This is a genomic window from Pseudomonas lactucae, assembly GCF_036688725.1.
Classification (GTDB): Bacteria; Pseudomonadota; Gammaproteobacteria; order Pseudomonadales; family Pseudomonadaceae; genus Aquipseudomonas; species Aquipseudomonas lactucae.
Window position 1 is genome coordinate 53898 of the sequence record NZ_JAQQPT010000010.1, and the last position, 18242, is coordinate 72139.

Genomic DNA, 18242 nt, shown 5'->3' on the forward strand with positions numbered 1-18242 from the left:
GTTCCTCACCGACCTCACTTACAATCCCAAGGTTGCCCCCAAAACCCAATGCCGCTTATAGTCCGCCCCGTCGCCCACATGGCGATCAGGTTTGGCGACCTGACTATCGGATGCAAGAGCACTGCGCTTTTTTGTAGATGCTACTGCACGCCTGCAAAGCTGTCTTTATGGCGGCTGTGCGCGGGAGGCCTTCGGGCCTGCCGGGTTTTCCGATACCGGTTCGCCAACCTGCGTACAGCTGCCACCCGATCGTTTGGCGACGAATGAGTGACGGTCAACCGCTGCATTTATCGGAGCTTCACAGGTGGAAAGATACGTCCCCCTCACCGGAATCGATCTGGTTCCTGCATCGCTGGTTATCGACTCGCAAGCACCGCTCGATGTACTGCAAGCCATGGCCGACTACCGCATTCGCACCGTTACTCAGGTCTTGGAAAACATCGCCTTTCGCAGCGAGATGGAAAGCGACTCGGTCGTGCTTTCTGACTTCGCGCAGTTGCTGGCTATTCCCTTGCGCGATGGCTGTGACCTGATGGATATCATCGGTCAACGCTTACGTGCTCAGGTTCCGGACACTGAAGAAGCCCCCGCAAGCTAAGTCAAATCCACGAAAAACGCGCTGAGAACATTGCGATCCGGCGCGCCTTTCCACGACGCAGCAAGTCATACGACCTCTATATTGAAAATCGAGTTAACCTCATCTCTCCGCGCCAAAGAAACCGCCCGCAAAATTCGATAAATAAAGCCGTATATTCCAATATATAGCGCAATCCGATGAAAATCCTTCCTTGCCCCGGCAACTCAAACACGCTACAAATATCCTCAATGTTGTACGACAACATAAAAATAAATCCCCATCCTTGACGATGTGGCCTACTGCGCGAGTCCTTTCCATGACACCCCCTGCCCCCGCTCTATTCCCCCGTCCTATCGCCGTATTGATACTGCTCTGCATGGGCTGCGCCTTCGCCGGCAATCACGTCGCCGCGCGCGTCGCCTTCGACGATGGCGCCGGCGTGCTGCTGGCCATTGTGCTGCGCTCCGGGGGGACGTTGCTGGTACTGGCCGGGTTGGTGCTGTGGCAACGCCAAAGTCTGCGCCTGCCGCGCGGTGCCTGGCGCTGGCAAGTGCTGCTTGGGCTGCTCATCGCCGCCCAAAGCCTGTGTCTCTACTCCGCCGTGGCCCGCGTGCCGGTCGCGCTGGCGTTACTGGTGGCCAATGTTTTTCCGATTTTGCTGGCCCTGCTCACCTGGGCATTGGGTGGCCCACGCCCAACTGTCCGCACCGCCGTGCTGATGGGCTTGATTCTGGTGGGGCTGGTATTCGTGCTGGACGTACCCGGGCGTCTTTCAAGTGATACGAGCATCGGCCCACAATGGCTGATCGGCGTCGGCCTCGCCCTCTGCGCCGCCTTCGTATTCGCGGGCGCGCTGTGGATCACCGACCACAAACTGTCCCAGGTACGCGGTTCGGTGCGCAGCCTGCTGACGATTTTCATCGTGTTCACCAGCGTCAACCTCGCGGGCCTGAGCGGCACCCTTCCCGGCGGTCTCAACCCGCCGGCAACCGCGACCGGCTGGCTGGCACTGGCCACGTTGATGGTGCTCTATGGCACAGCCTTTATCGTGTTGTTCATGTCGGTGCCTCGCCTGGATATGCCGCGCAATGCCCCGGTCATGAACATCGAGCCGCTGGCGACGTTGTTGATGGGCTGGGTTGTGCTCGATCAACTGCTCAGCGTCGGGCAGATGATCGGGGGGGTCATTGTGGTGACGGGAATCGTGCTGCTGACTTATCGCAAGTCTGCCCAGGCGCCCGTCAAGGCCCAGGTCTAGACTGGCGCGAGCCCATCAGGTCGCTACTGACTACGCAGAGGCCTCTTTTGAACGCCGTCGCCCAACCGCCGCCTCGGATAATCAGCGCTCTCTCTGCGCATTCCGAGGCCCTCCCCCATGTCGAGCCCGTCCACCGAACAGGTCAGCCCCCACACCCTGCGAAAGGTCATCATCGCCGCCGGCATCGGTAATTTCGTCGAATGGTTTGACTTCGCCGTCTACGGTTTCCTCGCCACCACCATCGCCCAGCAGTTCTTCCCCAGCGGCGACGCCAGCGCAGCGCTGCTCAAGACCTTTGCGGTCTTTGCGGTGGCCTTCGCCTTCCGGCCCCTGGGCGGGATTTTTTTCGGCATGCTCGGCGACCGCATCGGGCGCAAACGCACCCTGGCCATGACGATCCTGCTGATGGCCGGCGCCACGACCTTGATCGGCCTGCTCCCCACCTATGCGGCCATTGGTGTTGCGGCGCCGATTCTGTTGTCGCTGATCCGCTGCGCCCAGGGCTTCTCGGCCGGGGGCGAATACGCCGGGGCCTGTGCCTATCTGATGGAGCACGCACCCACCGACAAACGCGCCTGGTACGGCAGCTTCGTGCCGGTCTCGACGTTCTCGGCCTTCGCCGCGGCCGCGGTGGTGGCGTACGCCCTTGAAGCGTCGCTGTCCGCCGAAGCCATGGGCAGTTGGGGCTGGCGCCTGCCGTTCCTGATCGCGGCGCCGCTGGGGCTGGTGGGGCTTTACCTGCGCTGGAAGCTGGATGAGACGCCGGCCTTCCAGGCCGTGAAGCAGGAGCATGCGGTCGCTCACTCGCCGCTCAAGGAAACCCTGCGCAACCATGGTGCGGCGATCTGCTGCCTGGGCGCTTTTGTGTCGCTGACGGCGCTGTCGTTTTATATGTTCACCACCTACTTCGCGACGTACCTGCAAGTGGCGGGCGGGCTTAGTCGGGCGGTAGCGCTGCTGGTGTCGCTGATTGCGTTGATCTTCGCGGCGGCGATTTGCCCGCTGGCAGGGCTGTATTCGGACCGAGTGGGGCGTCGGGTCACGGTGATGACGGCGTGTGTGTTGTTGATGGTGGTGGTGTATCCATCGTTCCTGATGGCCAGTTCCGGCTCGTTCGCGGCCTCGATCGTCGGCGTGATGTTGCTGGCGGTGGGGGCGGTGTTGTGTGGCGTGGTCACGGCGGCGTTGCTCTCGGAGACCTTTCCCACCCGCACGCGCTACACCGCTTCGGCGATTACCTACAACATGGCGTATACGATCTTCGGCGGCACCGCACCGTTGATGGCGACGTGGTTGATCAGCAGCACGGGCAGCAACCTTTCTCCGGCGTTTTACCTGATTGCGGTGGCATTGCTGGCGCTGGCCGGCGGGTTGGCGTTGCCGGAGACGTCGAGGATTTCGCTGCATGACGTGGGCACGCAGGAAAAAGGCGCAACGTCGTTGCTCTCGCGCTAGCACCAGAGATCAGCTGTCGAGCGCCGGCGAAGGCGGCGACTCGCCCCGCCGCTCGCCGCAGCAAGAACGCCCTTATTGCAGGGCATGCTTGACCTGCACCTCAGGCATCGCCGACGAGTGATGGTTGAGAATCTTCCACTGTCCCCCCACCTGCTCATACACAAAGGTATAACGCGCCTGCACTTCACGCTTCTCGCCGTTCGCTTGGGTCAAGGTAAACGTGTAGACCCCGCTGTCCATGGCCACGTTGCTGCCCAGCTGGCGGATTTCGCGGTAGTTGATCTGGCCCACCGGCTTGAGCGCCAGGAAGTGATCGAAGTAGTCCTTGATCTGGTCCGGCGTAGTGCGCACCTGATTGGACACGGTAGGCTGCAACACCGCATCCGGCGCATACAGGTCGACCACCGTGTTCACGTTACCCGTCTGCAAGGCACTGTTCCAACGGTCGAATAAACCGGCGATCTCACGATCTTTCACATTGGCCGGTGCCTGGGCCACCTCACGGTAGACATAGGGTGACGTCTGCGCGGCCTGAACCAAGGGTGCGCTGAAGGCAAGAACCAGGGCGATCGAAGCGGCTTTGAAAGTCATTGCAATACTCCAGGGGTTGTCGTGGCGCCCACTTTGCCAACCCGCCCGCCGTGCGCCATCGGCCAACCGGGGGCATTTGCCTATGCCATTTGGCAGATAGCGCTCAACCGCCCCGGCAAGGTCTAATAGCCCCCTCGCGCCCCTGAGCATCCCGTTATGCAGAACACACCCTTTGACCCCGGTAGCGCCCTGGCCATGCGCGCGCATTTCAGACAATCGGAAAGTCGCACCGCACGCCTGCGCCTGTTGGTGGACACGGGCCAGGCATTGGCGCAGTTGGCCCCCGATGTCATGCGCGAACGCGTGCTGACAAGGGCCTGCGGCTTCCTCGCGATGGACCACGGCGTGCTGCTGGAATGGGAGGCCGAGGGCGACGCCCAGATCACGGCTCGCCATGGCAGCCCCGCGCGCCTGGCCAACCTGGCCGCCCTCGCCGACCGCGACCTGCGCGCGCCACGCTGGCAGACGCAGCCGCACAGTGCTTTGCAGGTGCCGTTGTGCGGCAGTCACGGCGCGGCCTTTGGCATGTTGATCGTGAGCAACAGCGTCAGCCTGCGAGCGCCGGAACATGAGGACATCGAATCCCTGCAACTGCTCGCCACGCTGCTGGCCACCCATGTGGAGAACCACCGCCTGCTGACCACGCTCAAGGCGCGCGACCGCACGCTGTCCGACCTGGTCAACCGCTTGCTGCATGCGCAGGAAGATGAACGCAAACGGGTGGCCTACGACCTGCACGACGGCCTCGCACAGACCCTTGCCGGTTTGCACCAACGGCTGCAAGGCTTCGCCGGTCGCTGCCCGGACCTGCCGCAGGCATTGAGTGCGGACTTGCAAGCGATCCTCAGCCTGGCCCAGCACTCTGTCGGCGAGGGCCGACAACTGATCGCGGGCCTGCGTCCCACCGTGCTGGATGATTTCGGTGTGTTCAAGGCCCTCGATAAAGAAGCCGATCGCCTGCGTGACGCCGGGATCGATGTGGTGTGGCAGGCGCAGTGCGAAACGCGACTGCCCAGCCAGGTGGAAATCGCCCTGTTCAGGATCGGCCAGGAAGCCATCAACAATGTGCTCAAGCACGCACAGGCGAGCCAGGTGCGACTGGCGCTGGTGTTGCGCGACGCGACGGCCGTGCTGCAGTTGGACGACAACGGCAGGGGTTTCATCTGCGAACAACCACGCGATGCCGCCCAGCACCTGGGGCTTGCCACCATGCATGAGCGCGCCAGCTTGCTGGGCGGTCTTTTCAGCTGCGTCAGTGCAGTCGACGGTGGCACGCAACTGCAGGCCCGTGTGCCGATACAGCCCCAGGGAGCCGCGCAATGAGCCCGGTGTTGCGCCTGGTACTGGCGGACGATCACGAAGTCACCCGCACCGGTTTTGTCGCGCTGTTGGCCGGCCACCCGCAGTTCGAGGTGGTCGGCCAGGCCCGTGACGGACAACACGCAGTAGAACTGTGCGAGCAACTGCTGCCGGATATCGTCATCCTCGACATCCGCATGCCGGTGCTCAATGGCCTGGGCGCCGCGCGCTTGCTGCAACAACGCTTGCCGGACCTGAAGGTGGTGATGTTCACCATGGACGACAGCCCCGACCATCTGGAAGCCGCGATGAATGCCGGTGCGGTGGGCTACCTGCTCAAGGATGCCAGCCGTGACGAGGTGATCCAGGCCTTGCAACAGGTGGCCGCCGGCGGCGAAGCGCTCAATACGGCGGTCAGTGCGCGGCTGTTGCGGCGCATGACCGAGCGCCAGGCCAGCGGTGCCGCGCCCGCCGAACACCTCACGCCGCGCGAGCGTCAGGTATTGGGCCTGGTCGCCAATGGCATGAGCAACCGTGCCATCGGTGAGCAGTTAGGCATTACCACCGGCACGGCCAAAGCCCATGTGGAACGGGTGATCGGCAAGCTCGGCGCGGCCGACCGCACCCAAGCCGCCGTGCGTGGCATCGCGCTGGGCCTGGTGGTGCAACCATGAAGCGGCGCTGGGCCGACTTGCCATTGCGGGGCAAGGCCTTGGTGGTGATTTCGCTGCCGCTGGTGGTGCTGTTGTTGTCGCTGGTGCTGATCTACATCACCGAACGGCAGACCGCCCGCGCCGAAGAGGATGTGCGCCGGGTGCTGCGGGTGCAGGGCGATATCCAGGCCGTGCACACCCTGCTCGCCGAGGCGGCGGCCAGTGTACGCGGTTACCTGCTGACCCGGCGCGAGGACTTCCTGCCCAGCTATTTGAACGCCAGGCCGCAGATCGAGGCGGCGCTGCATCGGCTCGACCGCAACGTGCGCGACCCACGGGTGCGCGAGCAACTCAGTGCGATCAAGCCGTTGATCGACGGCAAGGTCGATGGGCTGGAGGAGATGCTCAAGGACCGCGACGCCACGGCGGAATCGATTGGCGCCATTCTGATCAGCAACAAGCACATTCTCGATGCGTTGCGCCAACACATCAGCAGCATGCTGACCCTGGAAGAATCACTGCTGGCCGAGCGCAGCGCCGCGGCGTCCGAGACCCGTCAACGGCTGTTGCTGTCGACCTGGCTGGCGGCGATCTGCGGGCTGTTCGGCGCGATTGTCGCGGTGCTGTTCCTGTCCAAGGGCATTGTGGCGCGGGTACAGAACGTGCAACGCAATGCGCAACGCCTGGCGCTGGGTCAGCCGTTGCTGGCGCAACCGCCGGAAAAGGATGAGATCGGCCAGTTGGGCACGCGCCTGGTGGAAGCCGGCGTGCTGCTGGCTGAACGCGAACGCGCCTTGCGCGACAACGAAGAACGCTTGCGGCTGATCATCGACGGGGTCAAGGACTACGGGATCTTCGCCCTTGACACAGCAGGTCACGTCACCAGCTGGAACAACGGCGCCGAACGCATCAAGGGCTACACCGAGCAGGAAATCATCGGCCGGCATTTCTCGCTGTTCTACCTGCCCGAGGAATGCCCGCAACACCCCGAGATGGCCTTGCGCGAGGCGACCCGCGACGGCGACTACACCGAAGAAGGCTGGCGCTGCCGCAAGGATGGCACGCGTTTCTGGGCCAGTGTGGTGATTACCGCGCAGTACGACGGCACCGGCGCGTTGCGCGGCTTTTCCAAGATCACCCGCGACATCACCGACCGCCGCGCCGCCGAAATAGCCCTGCGCACCGCACGCGAGGAAGCCGAGCGCGCCAGCCGCGCCAAAAGTGAGTTTCTGTCGCGCATGAGCCACGAGCTGCGCACCCCGCTCAATTCGATCCTGGGTTTTGCGCAGTTGCTGGACATGGACGCGGCCAAGACGCAAAAGGCGCATGTCGGGCATATCCTGCGCGCCGGCCAGCACCTGCTGACGCTGATCAACGAAGTGTTGGACATCGCCAAGATCGAAGCGGGAAGCCTGGCGCTGAACATCGCCCCACTGCCGTTGACGCAGGTGCTGCAAGAGGCACTGACGCTGGTATCCCCCATGGCGACCGACGCGGGTATTGAGTTGCAGCCGCTGCCCACCCTGGCGGCCGACATTGGCATCGTCGCCGACCGCCAGCGCCTGACCCAGGTGCTGCTGAACCTGCTGTCCAATGCGATCAAATACAACCGGCGCGACGGGCAAGTGAGCATCGAGGTGACTGTCGACGCGCAGCGCATCGGCGTGTCGGTGTGCGATTGCGGCAAGGGCATCGCGGCCGATCACCTGGGGCAGCTGTTCACCCCCTTCGAGCGTCTGGGCGCCGACCCGAATGTGGAAGGCAGCGGCCTGGGCCTGGCGCTGAGCAAAAGCCTGCTGGAAAACATGGACGGCCAGTTGCACGTACACAGCCAGGCCGGCATCGGTTCGCGTTTCACCCTGGAATTGCCGTGGGTACGCCTGCACGCCCCGCAAAGCCTTGCATTACCGCTCATCGACAGCGAACTCAAGCGCCCTGCCCCGTTGACTGGCGCGTTTCAGGGCAAGGTGCTGTGTATCGAGGACAACCTCTCCAGCCTCGCGCTGATCGAAACCCTGCTGCAACGTCGGCCGGGGATAAAACTGCTGTCGAGCATGCAAGGCCAACTGGGCCTGGACCTGGCCGCGCAGCATGGGCCGCAGTTGATTCTGCTGGATGTTTCCCTGCCGGACATCGACGGCTTGAGAGTGCTGCAACGCCTGCGTCAGTCACCGGTCACCCACGCCACCCCGGTGCTGATGATCACCGCCGACGCCAGCGACCGGACCCGCCTGGCCTTGCAGGACGCAGGCGCCACGGCGGTCTTGAACAAACCCATCAACGTGCCTGCGTTTCTCGCCCATCTCGACCAGTACTTCCCGGAGCCCGCGTGAACACCGACCTGCGTATTCTGATCATCGACGACCAACGCCCTAACCTCGAACTGGTGGAGCAACTGCTGGCGCGCGAAGGACTGACCAACGTGCTGAGCAGCACCCAGCCGCTGCTCACCCTGGAACTGTTCAACAGCTTCGAGCCGGACCTGGTGATCCTCGACCTGCACATGCCCGAGTTCGACGGTTTTGCGGTGCTGGAGCAACTCAACCGGCGCATCCCCCACGACGAATACCTGCCGATCCTGGTGCTCACCGCCGACGCCACCCGCGACACGCGCCTACGTGCCCTGGCGCTGGGTGCCAGGGACTTCATCAGCAAGCCACTGGACGCGCTGGAAACCATGTTGCGGGTATGGAACCTGCTGGAAACCCGCGCGCTCTACAAAACCTTGCGCAGGTTGGTACCGGCGCAGCGGATCGAGTTGTTGCAACGGCGTGAATCAACGGGCAATCTCCACGCCGCCGGGGACACTCCGGCCTAGCTCCCCCATCGATCGCACCTCAAGGATGGCCCGCACATGGCGGCTTCGAACAAATGGCTGATGTCGTCAGTCGCGTATTACCTGGATTTCTTCACCATCCCCTTGTTCATCGGCTTTGCGCTGTGGCTGGCGCCCCTGGATCCATGGCAACTGCTCGCCGGCCTGCTGGCCTGGACGCTGGTGGAGTATTCGGCGCACCGCTTCCTGTTCCACTCGCTGTACCGCCGCGAACACTGGACCCACCACGTTGATGTACTGGCCTACATCGGGGTGTCGAGCTGGAAAACCAGCACCACCTTTGCCGCGCTGCTGCTGTTTGCCTGGTACACCGGCCTGACCTCGGCGTTCATCGGCGCGGTGACCGGCTACTTCTATTACATCTCGGTGCATTACGTGATGCACCGCCCCGCGCATTGGGCGTACCGCTATATTCCGGGGCTGGTTGCCAATCACGACCTGCATCACCGCCAAGGCATCGAGAAAAACTTCGGCGTGTCCTCGCCATTGTGGGATCACGTGTTTCGCACCTTCATTCGCACGCCGGCGCGGGTTGAACGCGTGGAGTGAAGGTAACGTACCCGTCATAAACCAGACGGAAGGCATATAGAGAGGACTAAAGTTGCGGCGAATGGGGCGGATAACTTCTATGTTGTTTATATCCGCAATACTGTTCAAGGACCGAACTCATGACCCCGAGTCAATCCAGCCGTACTGCCCTTCCCGGTCATCCGCGTATTCTTTGGTTCGCTTTACTCCCAGTCATCCCCGCCGCCGTCTGGATACTCCTGCAGTCCGCGTCGCCGGCCAACCTGGCGGCCTGCGCGGTGCTGGCGTTGATCGGCCTCGGTGCCTGCGCCTGGAGCGCAAGGGCGCAGCACGAGGCGGTGCGCCGCGCCCTTGCGCGGCAAGCCCCTGGCGCCACGCAGGCCGCGCAACAGAGCGCGGATTCACGGGCACAACTCGACGAAGTCTTGCTCGGCGCCATGCCGATCTGGGCCAAACAGGTGGAAAGCTCGCGCCAGCAGACCGAAGACGCCATTGTCAGCCTGGCTAATCGTTTCACCGGTATTTCCACGCGGTTGCAGGACACTGTACAGGCCTCACAGCAAGCCGCCGGCGAGCTCGATGGGCAGGCCGCCGACGGCGCCCTCAAGGTGCTGGCGCGCAGCGACAGCGAGCTGAGCCAGGTCATCGATTCCCTCAGGGCCGCCCAATCGAGCCGCGACCAGACCCTGTCGCAAGTACGCAGCCTCACGGCCTATACCGGTGAGTTGCGCAGCATGGCCGCCGATGTGGCGGCGATCGCGGCACAAACCAACCTGCTGGCCCTCAACGCGGCGATCGAAGCAGCACGCGCCGGTGACGCCGGCCGTGGTTTTGCGGTGGTGGCCGATGCGGTGCGCAGCCTGTCGAGCAAGTCCAGCGAGACCGGCCAGCAGATGTCGGCCAAGGTCGACATCATCAATAACGCCATCAACCAACTGGTGCAAGCGGCCTCCAGCAGCGCCGACCAGGACAGCCACTCGGTGGCCGCGTCCGAGCAGAGTATCCAGCAGGTGCTTGAGCGCTTTCAGACCATCACCGGTCACCTGGCCGACTCCGCCGACCTGCTCAAGCAGGAAAGCTACGGGATTCGCGACGAGATGACCGAGGTGCTGGTCAACCTGCAATTCCAGGACCGGGTCAGCCAGATCCTCAGTCATGTGCGCGACAACATGCACGCCCTGCATGAGCACCTGCTGCAGGCCAGTCAGGCGCCGGACCAGCCGGTGGCCGTGGATGCCCGGCAGTGGCTGGCGCGTATGGAGGCTACCTATGCCACCGACGAGCAGCGGCGTACGCACCATGGCACCACGGCCGTGCAACAGAGTTCAGAAGACATCACCTTTTTCTAGGAGCAGAGCATGGCGAAGAATGTATTAGTGGTCGACGACTCGAGCAGCGTGCGGCAAGTGGTCGGCATCGCCTTGAAAAGCGCCGGCTACGACGTAATCGAGGCGTGCGACGGCAAGGATGCCCTGGGAAAGCTCAACGGGCAGAAGGTGCACCTGATCATCAGCGACGTGAACATGCCCAACATGGACGGCATTACCTTCGTCAAGGAGGTCAAGAAGCTGGCCAGCTACAAGTTCACCCCGATCATCATGCTGACCACCGAATCGCAGGAATCGAAAAAAGCCGAAGGCCAGGCCGCGGGCGCCAAAGCCTGGGTGGTCAAGCCGTTCCAGCCGGCGCAGATGCTGGCGGCGGTGTCCAAATTGATCCTGCCCTGATCGCTAACGGCCCGGAGGCCCCATGCCCATCATCAGCGAAACAGTCGAAGGCATCGCCCGCGTGGGCATCGAGGGCGAACTGACGATCTACACCGTGGCCGAACTGGCCGCCGAGCTGCTGCCCCAACTCGGCACCGCGCCGCGCCTGGAGCTCGACCTGTCGCAGGTCACGGAAATCGACGGCGCCGGCCTGCAATTACTGGCGGTGATCCACCGTGAGGCCACAGCCGGCGGTACGCCGGTAAGCCTTGTCGGACAAAGCCAGGCGGTGACCCAAACGTTGCAATTATGTGGCGGCACTGTCTTTTAGCGCGCCCTACCCCGATCAACGAGCGACAAAGGAATGTCCAGGTGAGTATTAATCTCGATCAGGCACAGCAGACCTTCATCGCCGAAGCACGCGAGCTGTTGCAGGTCATGGAGCAATCCCTGCTGCAACTGGAGAGCGAGCCAGGTGATGAGGATGCCATTGGCGCGGTGTTTCGCGCCGCACATACCATCAAGGGCTCGGCCGGGCTCTTCGGCCTGGCGCCGATCGTGGGGTTCACGCATATCGTCGAAGACGTGCTCGACCGCCTGCGCGACGGCAGTGTGACGGTGGATGCGGGGCTGATCGCGGTGCTGCTCAAGTGCGGCGACCACATCCTCGAACTGATCGAGGCGGTCGACCACCACGGCGGCGCGCTGCAACCTGCGACGCTGGCGCGCGGTGAGGTGTTGCGCGAGGCGCTGAGTGCCTATCAGTCGCTGCAGACCGCCAGCGCCGCCATCGAAACCTTTGGCGCGGATGACGCGCCCCAGGCCGAGGTGCTCTGGCACATTTCCCTGCGCTTCGGCGTGGACGTATTCCGCAATGGCATGGACCCGTTGTCCTTCCTGCGCTACCTCGACACGTTGGGCCAGGTGTTGCAGGTCACAACCCTGACCGAGAGCATTCCGCCCATGGACGCCTGGGACCCGGAAAGCTGCTACCTGGGCTTCGAGATCGACCTGCGTTCGAAGGCCAGCCACACCACCCTTAATGAAGTCTTCGATTTCGTACGCGATGACTGTGAAGTGCACATCCACGCCGTCGATGAGCCGAGCGACAGCGGCGCCATCACCAGCACCGAGCTGGTCACCCAGGCCGCCCCCGGCCCCGTGGAGACGGCGCAACAGCGGGTGGCGACGACCAACGAAGCCAAGCCCCGGGACGGCAGCTACGTGCGGGTCAATGCCGACAAGCTCGATGAACTGATCAACTTGGTCGGCGAACTGGTCATCGCCAGCGCCGGCGCCAGTCTGCTGGCCCGCTCCTGCAACAACGACCCATTGCAGGAAGCCACTTCCACCGTGTCGGGGCTGGTGGAAGAGATTCTCGACGGCGCCCTGCACCTGCGCATGATCCCCATCGGCGATACATTCAATCGCTTCCGCCGCGTGGTGCGCGATGTCAGCCAGGAGCTGGGCAAGGACATCGACCTGATCATCAGCGGCGCGGAAACCGAGCTGGACAAAACCGTGGTGGAGAAAATCGGCGACCCGCTGATGCACCTGTTGCGCAACGCCATGGACCACGGCATCGAAAACGCCGACGCCCGGCGCGCGGCCGGCAAATCGACCAAGGGCCACCTGAGCCTGAATGCCTACCACGACTCCGGCAGCATCGTGATCGAGATCGCCGACGACGGCGCCGGCCTCAACCGCGAACGTATCCTGGAAAAAGCCCAGGAACGCGGGCTGGTCGCCAGCGGTGCGGTGCTCACCGACCAGGAGATCTACAACCTGATTTTCGAAGCCGGTTTCTCCACGGCCGAGGCCGTCACCAACCTCTCCGGGCGGGGCGTCGGCATGGATGTGGTCAAGCGCAATATCACCCTGCTGCGCGGCACCGTCGACCTCGACAGCCGCCCGGGCCAGGGCACCGTGGTGCGCATTCGCCTGCCGCTGACCCTGGCGATCATCAATGGCTTCCTGGTGGGCATCGACCAATCCACCTACGTGATTCCGCTGGACATGGTCCAGGAATGCATCGAGCTGGACGAACGCCAGCGCCAATCCAGCCGCGACCAGGGCTACCTGGACCTGCGCGGCGAGGTGTTGCCGCTGGTGGACCTGCGCGAGCACTTCAACCACGAAGGCCCGGCGGCCCGCCGTCAGAACGTGGTGGTGGTGCGCTATGCCGAACACAAGGCCGGGCTGGTGGTGGATGACCTGCTCGGCGAGTTCCAGACCGTGATCAAACCCTTGGGCAAGCTGTTCGGCGCGCTGCGCGGCATCAGCGGCTCGACCATTCTGGGCAGCGGTGCGGTGGCCTTGATTCTGGATGTGCCGGCACTGCTCAATCAAATCGTACAACAAGAAGCGCGCACGCCTCAGGTGCCACCGTCGGCCTCGGTCGTCGTGCGCTGAAGCATTTGTAATTCCATGGAGGTTTCCCGATGAAATGGTTCTACGATCTCAAGATTTCCACCAAGTTGATCAGCTCGTTCCTGGTGGTCCTGGCGCTCACAGCGGGCATGGGCGCGTTCGCCATCCTCCAGCTCGGCGCCGTCAACCATGCGGCGCAGGAGATCCGGGGCAACTGGATGCCGTCGATGCGCGCGGCGGCAGGCATGCGTTTTTTTGCCGCCAACTACCGACTGAAAGAAAACCGCAACATCAGCACCGAAATTGCCGAGGAAAAAGCCCAGGCCGAGCGTGAAGCCGTGGAAGCGCGCCAGCAGTTCGAAACCCGGCTGGGCACCTACGAACAACTGTTGTCGAACGACGAGGACCGTCAGCTGCTGGTCAGCGTGAAGAGCGCCTGGAGCGCTTACCTGGCAGCCAGCCTGCAATTGTTCGAGCTGTCCCGGCAGAACCAGGAAGCCCAGGCGCGCGCCCTGCTGCGCGGCGAATCCAAGGTGCACTTCGACGAGCTGACCAGCCGCTTGCAGAAAATGGTCGAACTCAACGACGCCGGCGCCACGGTAGCCGGTGACAGGGGCTCGGCGCTGTATGAAGAATCACGCCTGTTGATCATTGTGGTACTGGGCGCGGCGCTGCTGATCGGCCTGGGGCTGGCGCTGTTCATTGCGCGGATCATTTCCCGCCCACTGCGACTGGCTGCAAGCGCCGCCGAGCAATTGGCCGAGGGCAATCTCAATACCCCTATCGCGCCAGGCTCGAAGGATGAAACCGGCATGGTGCTCAACGCCATGCGCAATATGGTCGGCAAACTGGCGCATATCATCGGCGAAGTGCGCAACGCCGCCGACAACCTGGCCAGCGCCTCGGAGCAAGTCAGCGCCACCGCGCAATCGATGAGCCAGGCCACCAGCGAACAGGCCGCCAGCGTCGAGGAAACCAGCGCGTCGGTGGAGCAGATGAGCGCCAGCATCAACCAGAACACCGAAAACGCCAAGGTCACCGATGGCATGGCCAGCAAGGCCGCCAAGGAAGCCACCGACGGCGGCGAGTCGGTGCAGCAGACGGTGGTGGCGATGAAGAAAATCGCCCAGCGCATCAGCATCATCGATGACATCGCCTACCAGACCAACCTGCTGGCGCTCAACGCCGCCATTGAGGCTGCACGGGCCGGCGAACACGGCAAAGGCTTTGCCGTAGTCGCCGCCGAAGTGCGCAAACTGGCGGAACGCAGCCAGGTGGCCGCCCAGGAAATCGGCGAGTTGTCGTCCAGCAGCGTGGACATGGCCGAGAAAGCCGGCAAGTTGCTCGACGAGATGGTGCCCTCGATCAACAAGACCTCCGACCTGGTGCAGGAAATCAGCGCCGCGTCCGAGGAACAGGCCGCTGGTGTCGCGCAGATCAATACGGCCATGACCCAGCTCAACCAGGTCACCCAGCAGAACGCCTCCAGCAGCGAGGAACTGGCCGCCACCGCCGAAGAAATGAGCAGTCAGGCCGAGCAGCTGCAACAAGCCATGAGTTTCTTCGTGCTTGACGCCACCCCCAGGGCCGCGGTGCAAAGCAGCCACGTAGACAGCCAGGGCAGCAAGCCCAGCCGTCAGCCACCGCGCCCGGCACCGCAGGCTCCGCGCCAGGCCTATGCCTACAACATGGCCAGCGCCCCGGACGAATCGGAATTCACCCGTTTCTGATGCCAGGCATCGACACGGGCTTATAGGGAGAATGACATGGGTGCAGTGATGACTACCCGACAGGCCGCGGTTACGGCCGATGAGGATGCCCAATACCTGACCTTCATGCTCGGCGGCGAGATGTTCGCCATCGGCATTCTGGGCATCAAGGAAATCATCGAGTACGGCAGCCTGACGGTGGTGCCGATGATGCCCGCGTTCGTGCGCGGCGTGATCAACCTGCGCGGCGCCGTGGTGCCGGTGGTGGACCTGTCGGCGCGGTTTGGCCGGGCGAACTCGGCGATTACCCGACGCTCCTGTGTGATCATCATCGAGGCGAGCACCGAAGATGGTCAGCCCCAGGACATCGGACTGCTGGTGGACACGGTATCTGCCGTGCAAGAGATCCCGGCGGCGCAGATCGAGCCGCCGCCCAGCTTCGGCGCGCGGATTCGTGCCGACTTCATCGGTGGCATGGCCAAGGTCGAAGGCAAGTTCGTGATTGTGCTGGAGGTGGACAAAGTGCTGTCTATCGATGAGATGTCCAGCCTGGCCGAAAGCGCCCAGGGCCCGGCGCTCGACCTCGACCCGCGTTGAGGTGTGATCATGGCAGACACCTCTTCGCTCAATGACCGTGAGTTCGGTCAGTTCCAATCCTGGTTGTACCGGGCGGCAGGCATCAACCTGTCGCCGGCCAAGAAAGCCCTGGTGGCCGGGCGGCTGTTCAAGCGTCTCAAGCACTATGAGCTGGAGAGCTATGGAGACTACTTCAAGCTGATCATGAGCGATCAGCGCAAGGGTGAGCTGCAAGTCGCGCTCGACCTGCTGACCACCAACGAGACCTATTTTTTCCGCGAGCCCAAGCACTTCGACTTTCTACGTCAGCAGGTGCTGCCCAAGGCCGCGCCGGGCAAAGTGTTTCGCGTGTGGAGCGCGGCCAGCTCGTCGGGCGAAGAACCCTACAGCCTGGCGATGACCCTGGCCGAGGCCCTGGGCACCACGCCCTGGGAAGTGGTCGGCTCGGACATCAGCACCCAGGTGCTGGCCAAGGCGCGCACCGGGCATTATTCGATGGAGCGCATCGGCACCCTGCCCCAGCCGCTGTTGACCAAGTACTGCCTCAAGGGCATCGGCCGTCAGGAAGGCACCTTCCTGATCGACAAGAGCCTGCGCAACCGTGTCAGCTTCGTGCAGGTCAACCTGAACGAACCACTGCCGGGCCTGGGCGAATTCGATGTGATTTTCCTGCGCAACGTAATGATCTATTTCGACCAGCAGACCAAGAGCCAGGTGGTCGCTCGCCTGTTGCCGCTGCTCAAACCCGGCGGCCATTTCATCATCAGTCACTCCGAAAGCCTCAATGGGGTGAACGACACCCTGAAGCTGGTGGCACCGTCGATTTACCGCAAGCCATGAAAAAGCCCCTCGGTGCGGCCGAAGTGGTGTTGGCGCCAGGCCAGGTCAGTTTTATGACGCGGCCGACGCGCCTGCGCACCCTGCTCGGCTCCTGCGTGGCGTTCACCTTCTGGCACCCGCAACGGCTGATCGGCGGCATGTGTCATTTCATGCTGCCGGCACGTTTGCGCCATGATCAGCCCCTGGATGGCAAATACGGTGACGAAGCGCTGGAGCTGCTGCTTCAGCACGCGCGCGCCCATGGCACGCAGGCGCAGGATTATCAGGTGAAGGTGTTCGGCGGCGGCGAGATGTTCCCTGCACAGCAGTATTTGCCGGCGCGCAATGTGGCCAGCCTGAATATCCGCGCGGCGCTGGCCCTGGCCGAGCATCATCACTTGCATCTGACGGCCCAGGACATGGGCAGTACCGGTTATCGCACCATCGTGTTCGACCTGTGGAACGGCAACGTCTGGGTCCGGCATCAACCAATGGGAATCCTTGAAAACAATGCCTTCCAAAAAAATCAGTGTATTGCTGGTCGATGACTCGGCCGTGGTGCGCCAGGTGCTGCTGGCGATCTTCAACGACACGCCGGACATCCACGTCATGGGCGCGGCGTCCGACCCGATCTTCGCCATGGACAAACTCGCACGGGAATGGCCGGATGTGATCGTGCTGGATGTGGAAATGCCGCGCATGGACGGCATCACCTTCCTGCGCAAAATCATGAGCGAGCGCCCGACGCCGGTGGTGATCTGTTCCTCACTGACCCAGAAAGGCGCGGAGACGTCCCTGCAGGCGCTGTCGGCCGGCGCGGTGGAAATCATCACCAAACCCACCACCGGCTTGAAAAACTTCCTGATCGAGTCGGCGCCGGAGCTGGTCGCGGCGATCCGCGCGGCTGCCAATTCCAATGTCAAGAACCTCGGCAAGCGCACTGCGCGACCGACCCCGGCCCCTGTACCGGCGGGCAAGCTCAGTGCCGATGCGATCCTGCCCGCCGCCAACGGCCAGGCCATGGCCCAGACCACCGAGCGCATCGTCGCCATCGGCACCTCGACCGGCGGCACCCAGGCGCTGGAGGCCGTGCTGACGGCGCTGCCGAGGGTGTGCCCGGGCATGGTGATCGTGCAGCACATGCCGGAGAAATTCACCGCATCATTTGCCGAACGCCTCAACAGCGTGTGCCAGATTGAGGTGCGCGAAGCGCGCAACAATGACCGCATACTCCCAGGCCTGGCGCTGATCGCCCCCGGCGGCAAGCACCTGATGGTCACTCGAAGCGGCGCCTTCTATCACGCGCAAGTCATCGACGGGCCGCTGGTCAACCGGCACCGGCCGTCCGTGGACGTGCTGTTTCGCTCGGTGGCCAAGTTTGCCGGCAAGAACGCCACCGGCATCATCATGACCGGCATGGGCGACGACGGCGCCCGTGGCCTCAAGGAAATGCTCGATGCCGGTGCCGCCACGGTGGCCCAGGACGAGGCCAGTTGCGTGGTGTTCGGCATGCCCAAGGAAGCCATCAAGCTCAATGCCGCCCAGCGCATCATGGCGTTGCAGGATATTCACCAGGCGATTTTGCATAAGTGAAAACACCTGTGGCGAGGGAGCTTGCTCCCCTGACGTCCTGATAGCCGACACGTATCTGGCTGATTGCCCACATTTAGGCTGCGGCGCGTCAGTTAGATAGCCGTGCTCCCGAGGCGACCCGCCAGGCCTGACTGCTTCATCAAGTATTATCACGCCTATTGATAGCCCCCTAACGAAACCCCCAGGCTAGAGGGCTAATCTCGCGCTTATATCATTCCGAATGATAGTTACCTTTGCTTCATTCGATTCGTGACATACCGCGTCCCCGCGCA

18 protein-coding genes are annotated in these 18242 nt (G+C 63.2%); 17 read left to right on the forward strand and 1 reads right to left on the reverse strand.

Translation table 11 applies throughout. The annotated features are described in order from the left end of the window. The first annotated feature begins 304 nt into the window (after positions 1–304). The 3 genes from V6M90_RS13210 (at position 305) to V6M90_RS13220 (ending at position 3290) form a co-directional block, all read left to right on the forward strand. Entirely contained in the window at positions 305–598 is a 294-nt protein-coding gene (locus V6M90_RS13210) for a hypothetical protein (protein WP_003174204.1), read from the forward strand. Positions 599–893: 295 nt separating this feature from the next. After that, entirely contained in the window at positions 894–1835 is a 942-nt protein-coding gene (locus tag V6M90_RS13215; RefSeq protein ID WP_332846645.1) for an EamA family transporter, read from the forward strand. Between the two features lie 117 nt (positions 1836–1952). Beyond that, positions 1953–3290, forward strand: coding sequence for an MFS transporter (locus V6M90_RS13220; RefSeq protein ID WP_003174206.1), 1338 nt, complete (start codon positions 1953–1955; stop codon positions 3288–3290). Positions 3291–3362: 72 nt separating this feature from the next. On the opposite strand, the gene V6M90_RS13225 is transcribed toward V6M90_RS13220, so the two are convergent. Further along, positions 3363–3881, reverse strand: coding sequence for an SgcJ/EcaC family oxidoreductase (locus V6M90_RS13225; protein ID WP_305427214.1), 519 nt, complete (start codon positions 3879–3881; stop codon positions 3363–3365). Between the two features lie 156 nt (positions 3882–4037). Here V6M90_RS13225 and V6M90_RS13230 point away from each other — a divergent pair, with 156 nt between their 5' ends. The 14 genes from V6M90_RS13230 to V6M90_RS13295 all read left to right on the forward strand — a co-directional run bounded on the left by V6M90_RS13230 (position 4038) and on the right by V6M90_RS13295 (position 17970). After that, the gene (locus V6M90_RS13230; RefSeq protein WP_332846646.1) at positions 4038–5204 is read left to right on the forward strand and encodes a sensor histidine kinase; all 1167 of its coding nucleotides are present in this window, start codon (positions 4038–4040) and stop codon (positions 5202–5204) included. Further along, positions 5201–5854, forward strand: coding sequence for a response regulator (locus V6M90_RS13235; RefSeq protein ID WP_003174209.1), 654 nt, complete (start codon positions 5201–5203; stop codon positions 5852–5854). The genes V6M90_RS13230 and V6M90_RS13235 overlap by 4 nt, the downstream gene beginning before the upstream one ends. After that, complete coding sequence (locus V6M90_RS13240; protein ID WP_332846647.1) at positions 5851–8166, forward strand: ATP-binding protein; 2316 nt, start codon at positions 5851–5853, stop codon at positions 8164–8166. The genes V6M90_RS13235 and V6M90_RS13240 overlap by 4 nt, the downstream gene beginning before the upstream one ends. Continuing rightward, on the forward strand, positions 8163–8651 hold the full coding sequence (locus V6M90_RS13245; RefSeq protein WP_003174211.1) for a response regulator: 489 nt from the start codon (positions 8163–8165) through the stop codon (positions 8649–8651). The genes V6M90_RS13240 and V6M90_RS13245 overlap by 4 nt, the downstream gene beginning before the upstream one ends. Before the next feature lie 36 nt (positions 8652–8687). Continuing rightward, positions 8688–9218 (forward strand): sterol desaturase family protein, encoded by a 531-nt coding sequence (locus V6M90_RS13250; protein WP_003174212.1) that lies wholly within the window; start codon positions 8688–8690, stop codon positions 9216–9218. A 416-nt stretch (positions 9219–9634) separates the two neighbouring features. Beyond that, positions 9635–10546 carry a methyl-accepting chemotaxis protein gene (locus V6M90_RS13255; RefSeq protein WP_370694855.1) on the forward strand — a complete coding sequence of 304 codons (912 nt, stop codon included), beginning with the start codon at positions 9635–9637 and terminating at the stop codon, positions 10544–10546. A gap of 9 nt (positions 10547–10555) precedes the next feature. Continuing rightward, the gene (locus V6M90_RS13260; RefSeq protein ID WP_003174214.1) at positions 10556–10924 is read left to right on the forward strand and encodes a response regulator; all 369 of its coding nucleotides are present in this window, start codon (positions 10556–10558) and stop codon (positions 10922–10924) included. A 22-nt stretch (positions 10925–10946) separates the two neighbouring features. Then, positions 10947–11234: an STAS domain-containing protein gene (locus V6M90_RS13265; protein WP_078733386.1), complete on the forward strand. Its 288-nt coding sequence runs from the start codon at positions 10947–10949 to the stop codon at positions 11232–11234. Between the two features lie 41 nt (positions 11235–11275). Then, a complete protein-coding gene (locus tag V6M90_RS13270; RefSeq protein ID WP_332846648.1) occupies positions 11276–13315 on the forward strand; it encodes a chemotaxis protein CheA in 2040 nt (679 codons plus the stop codon). A gap of 29 nt (positions 13316–13344) precedes the next feature. Further along, positions 13345–15003 (forward strand): methyl-accepting chemotaxis protein, encoded by a 1659-nt coding sequence (locus V6M90_RS13275; RefSeq protein WP_003174217.1) that lies wholly within the window; start codon positions 13345–13347, stop codon positions 15001–15003. Positions 15004–15039: 36 nt separating this feature from the next. Beyond that, positions 15040–15579 (forward strand): chemotaxis protein CheW, encoded by a 540-nt coding sequence (locus V6M90_RS13280; protein ID WP_003174218.1) that lies wholly within the window; start codon positions 15040–15042, stop codon positions 15577–15579. Positions 15580–15588: 9 nt separating this feature from the next. Further along, the gene (locus tag V6M90_RS13285) at positions 15589–16398 is read left to right on the forward strand and encodes a CheR family methyltransferase (RefSeq protein ID WP_003174219.1); all 810 of its coding nucleotides are present in this window, start codon (positions 15589–15591) and stop codon (positions 16396–16398) included. Beyond that, positions 16395–16925 carry a chemoreceptor glutamine deamidase CheD gene (cheD, locus tag V6M90_RS13290; protein ID WP_003174220.1) on the forward strand — a complete coding sequence of 177 codons (531 nt, stop codon included), beginning with the start codon at positions 16395–16397 and terminating at the stop codon, positions 16923–16925. Before V6M90_RS13285 ends, cheD begins: the two co-directional genes overlap by 4 nt. Beyond that, positions 16888–17970 (forward strand): protein-glutamate methylesterase/protein-glutamine glutaminase, encoded by a 1083-nt coding sequence (locus tag V6M90_RS13295; RefSeq protein WP_003174221.1) that lies wholly within the window; start codon positions 16888–16890, stop codon positions 17968–17970. Before cheD ends, V6M90_RS13295 begins: the two co-directional genes overlap by 38 nt. The last annotated feature ends 272 nt before the right edge of the window (positions 17971–18242 follow it).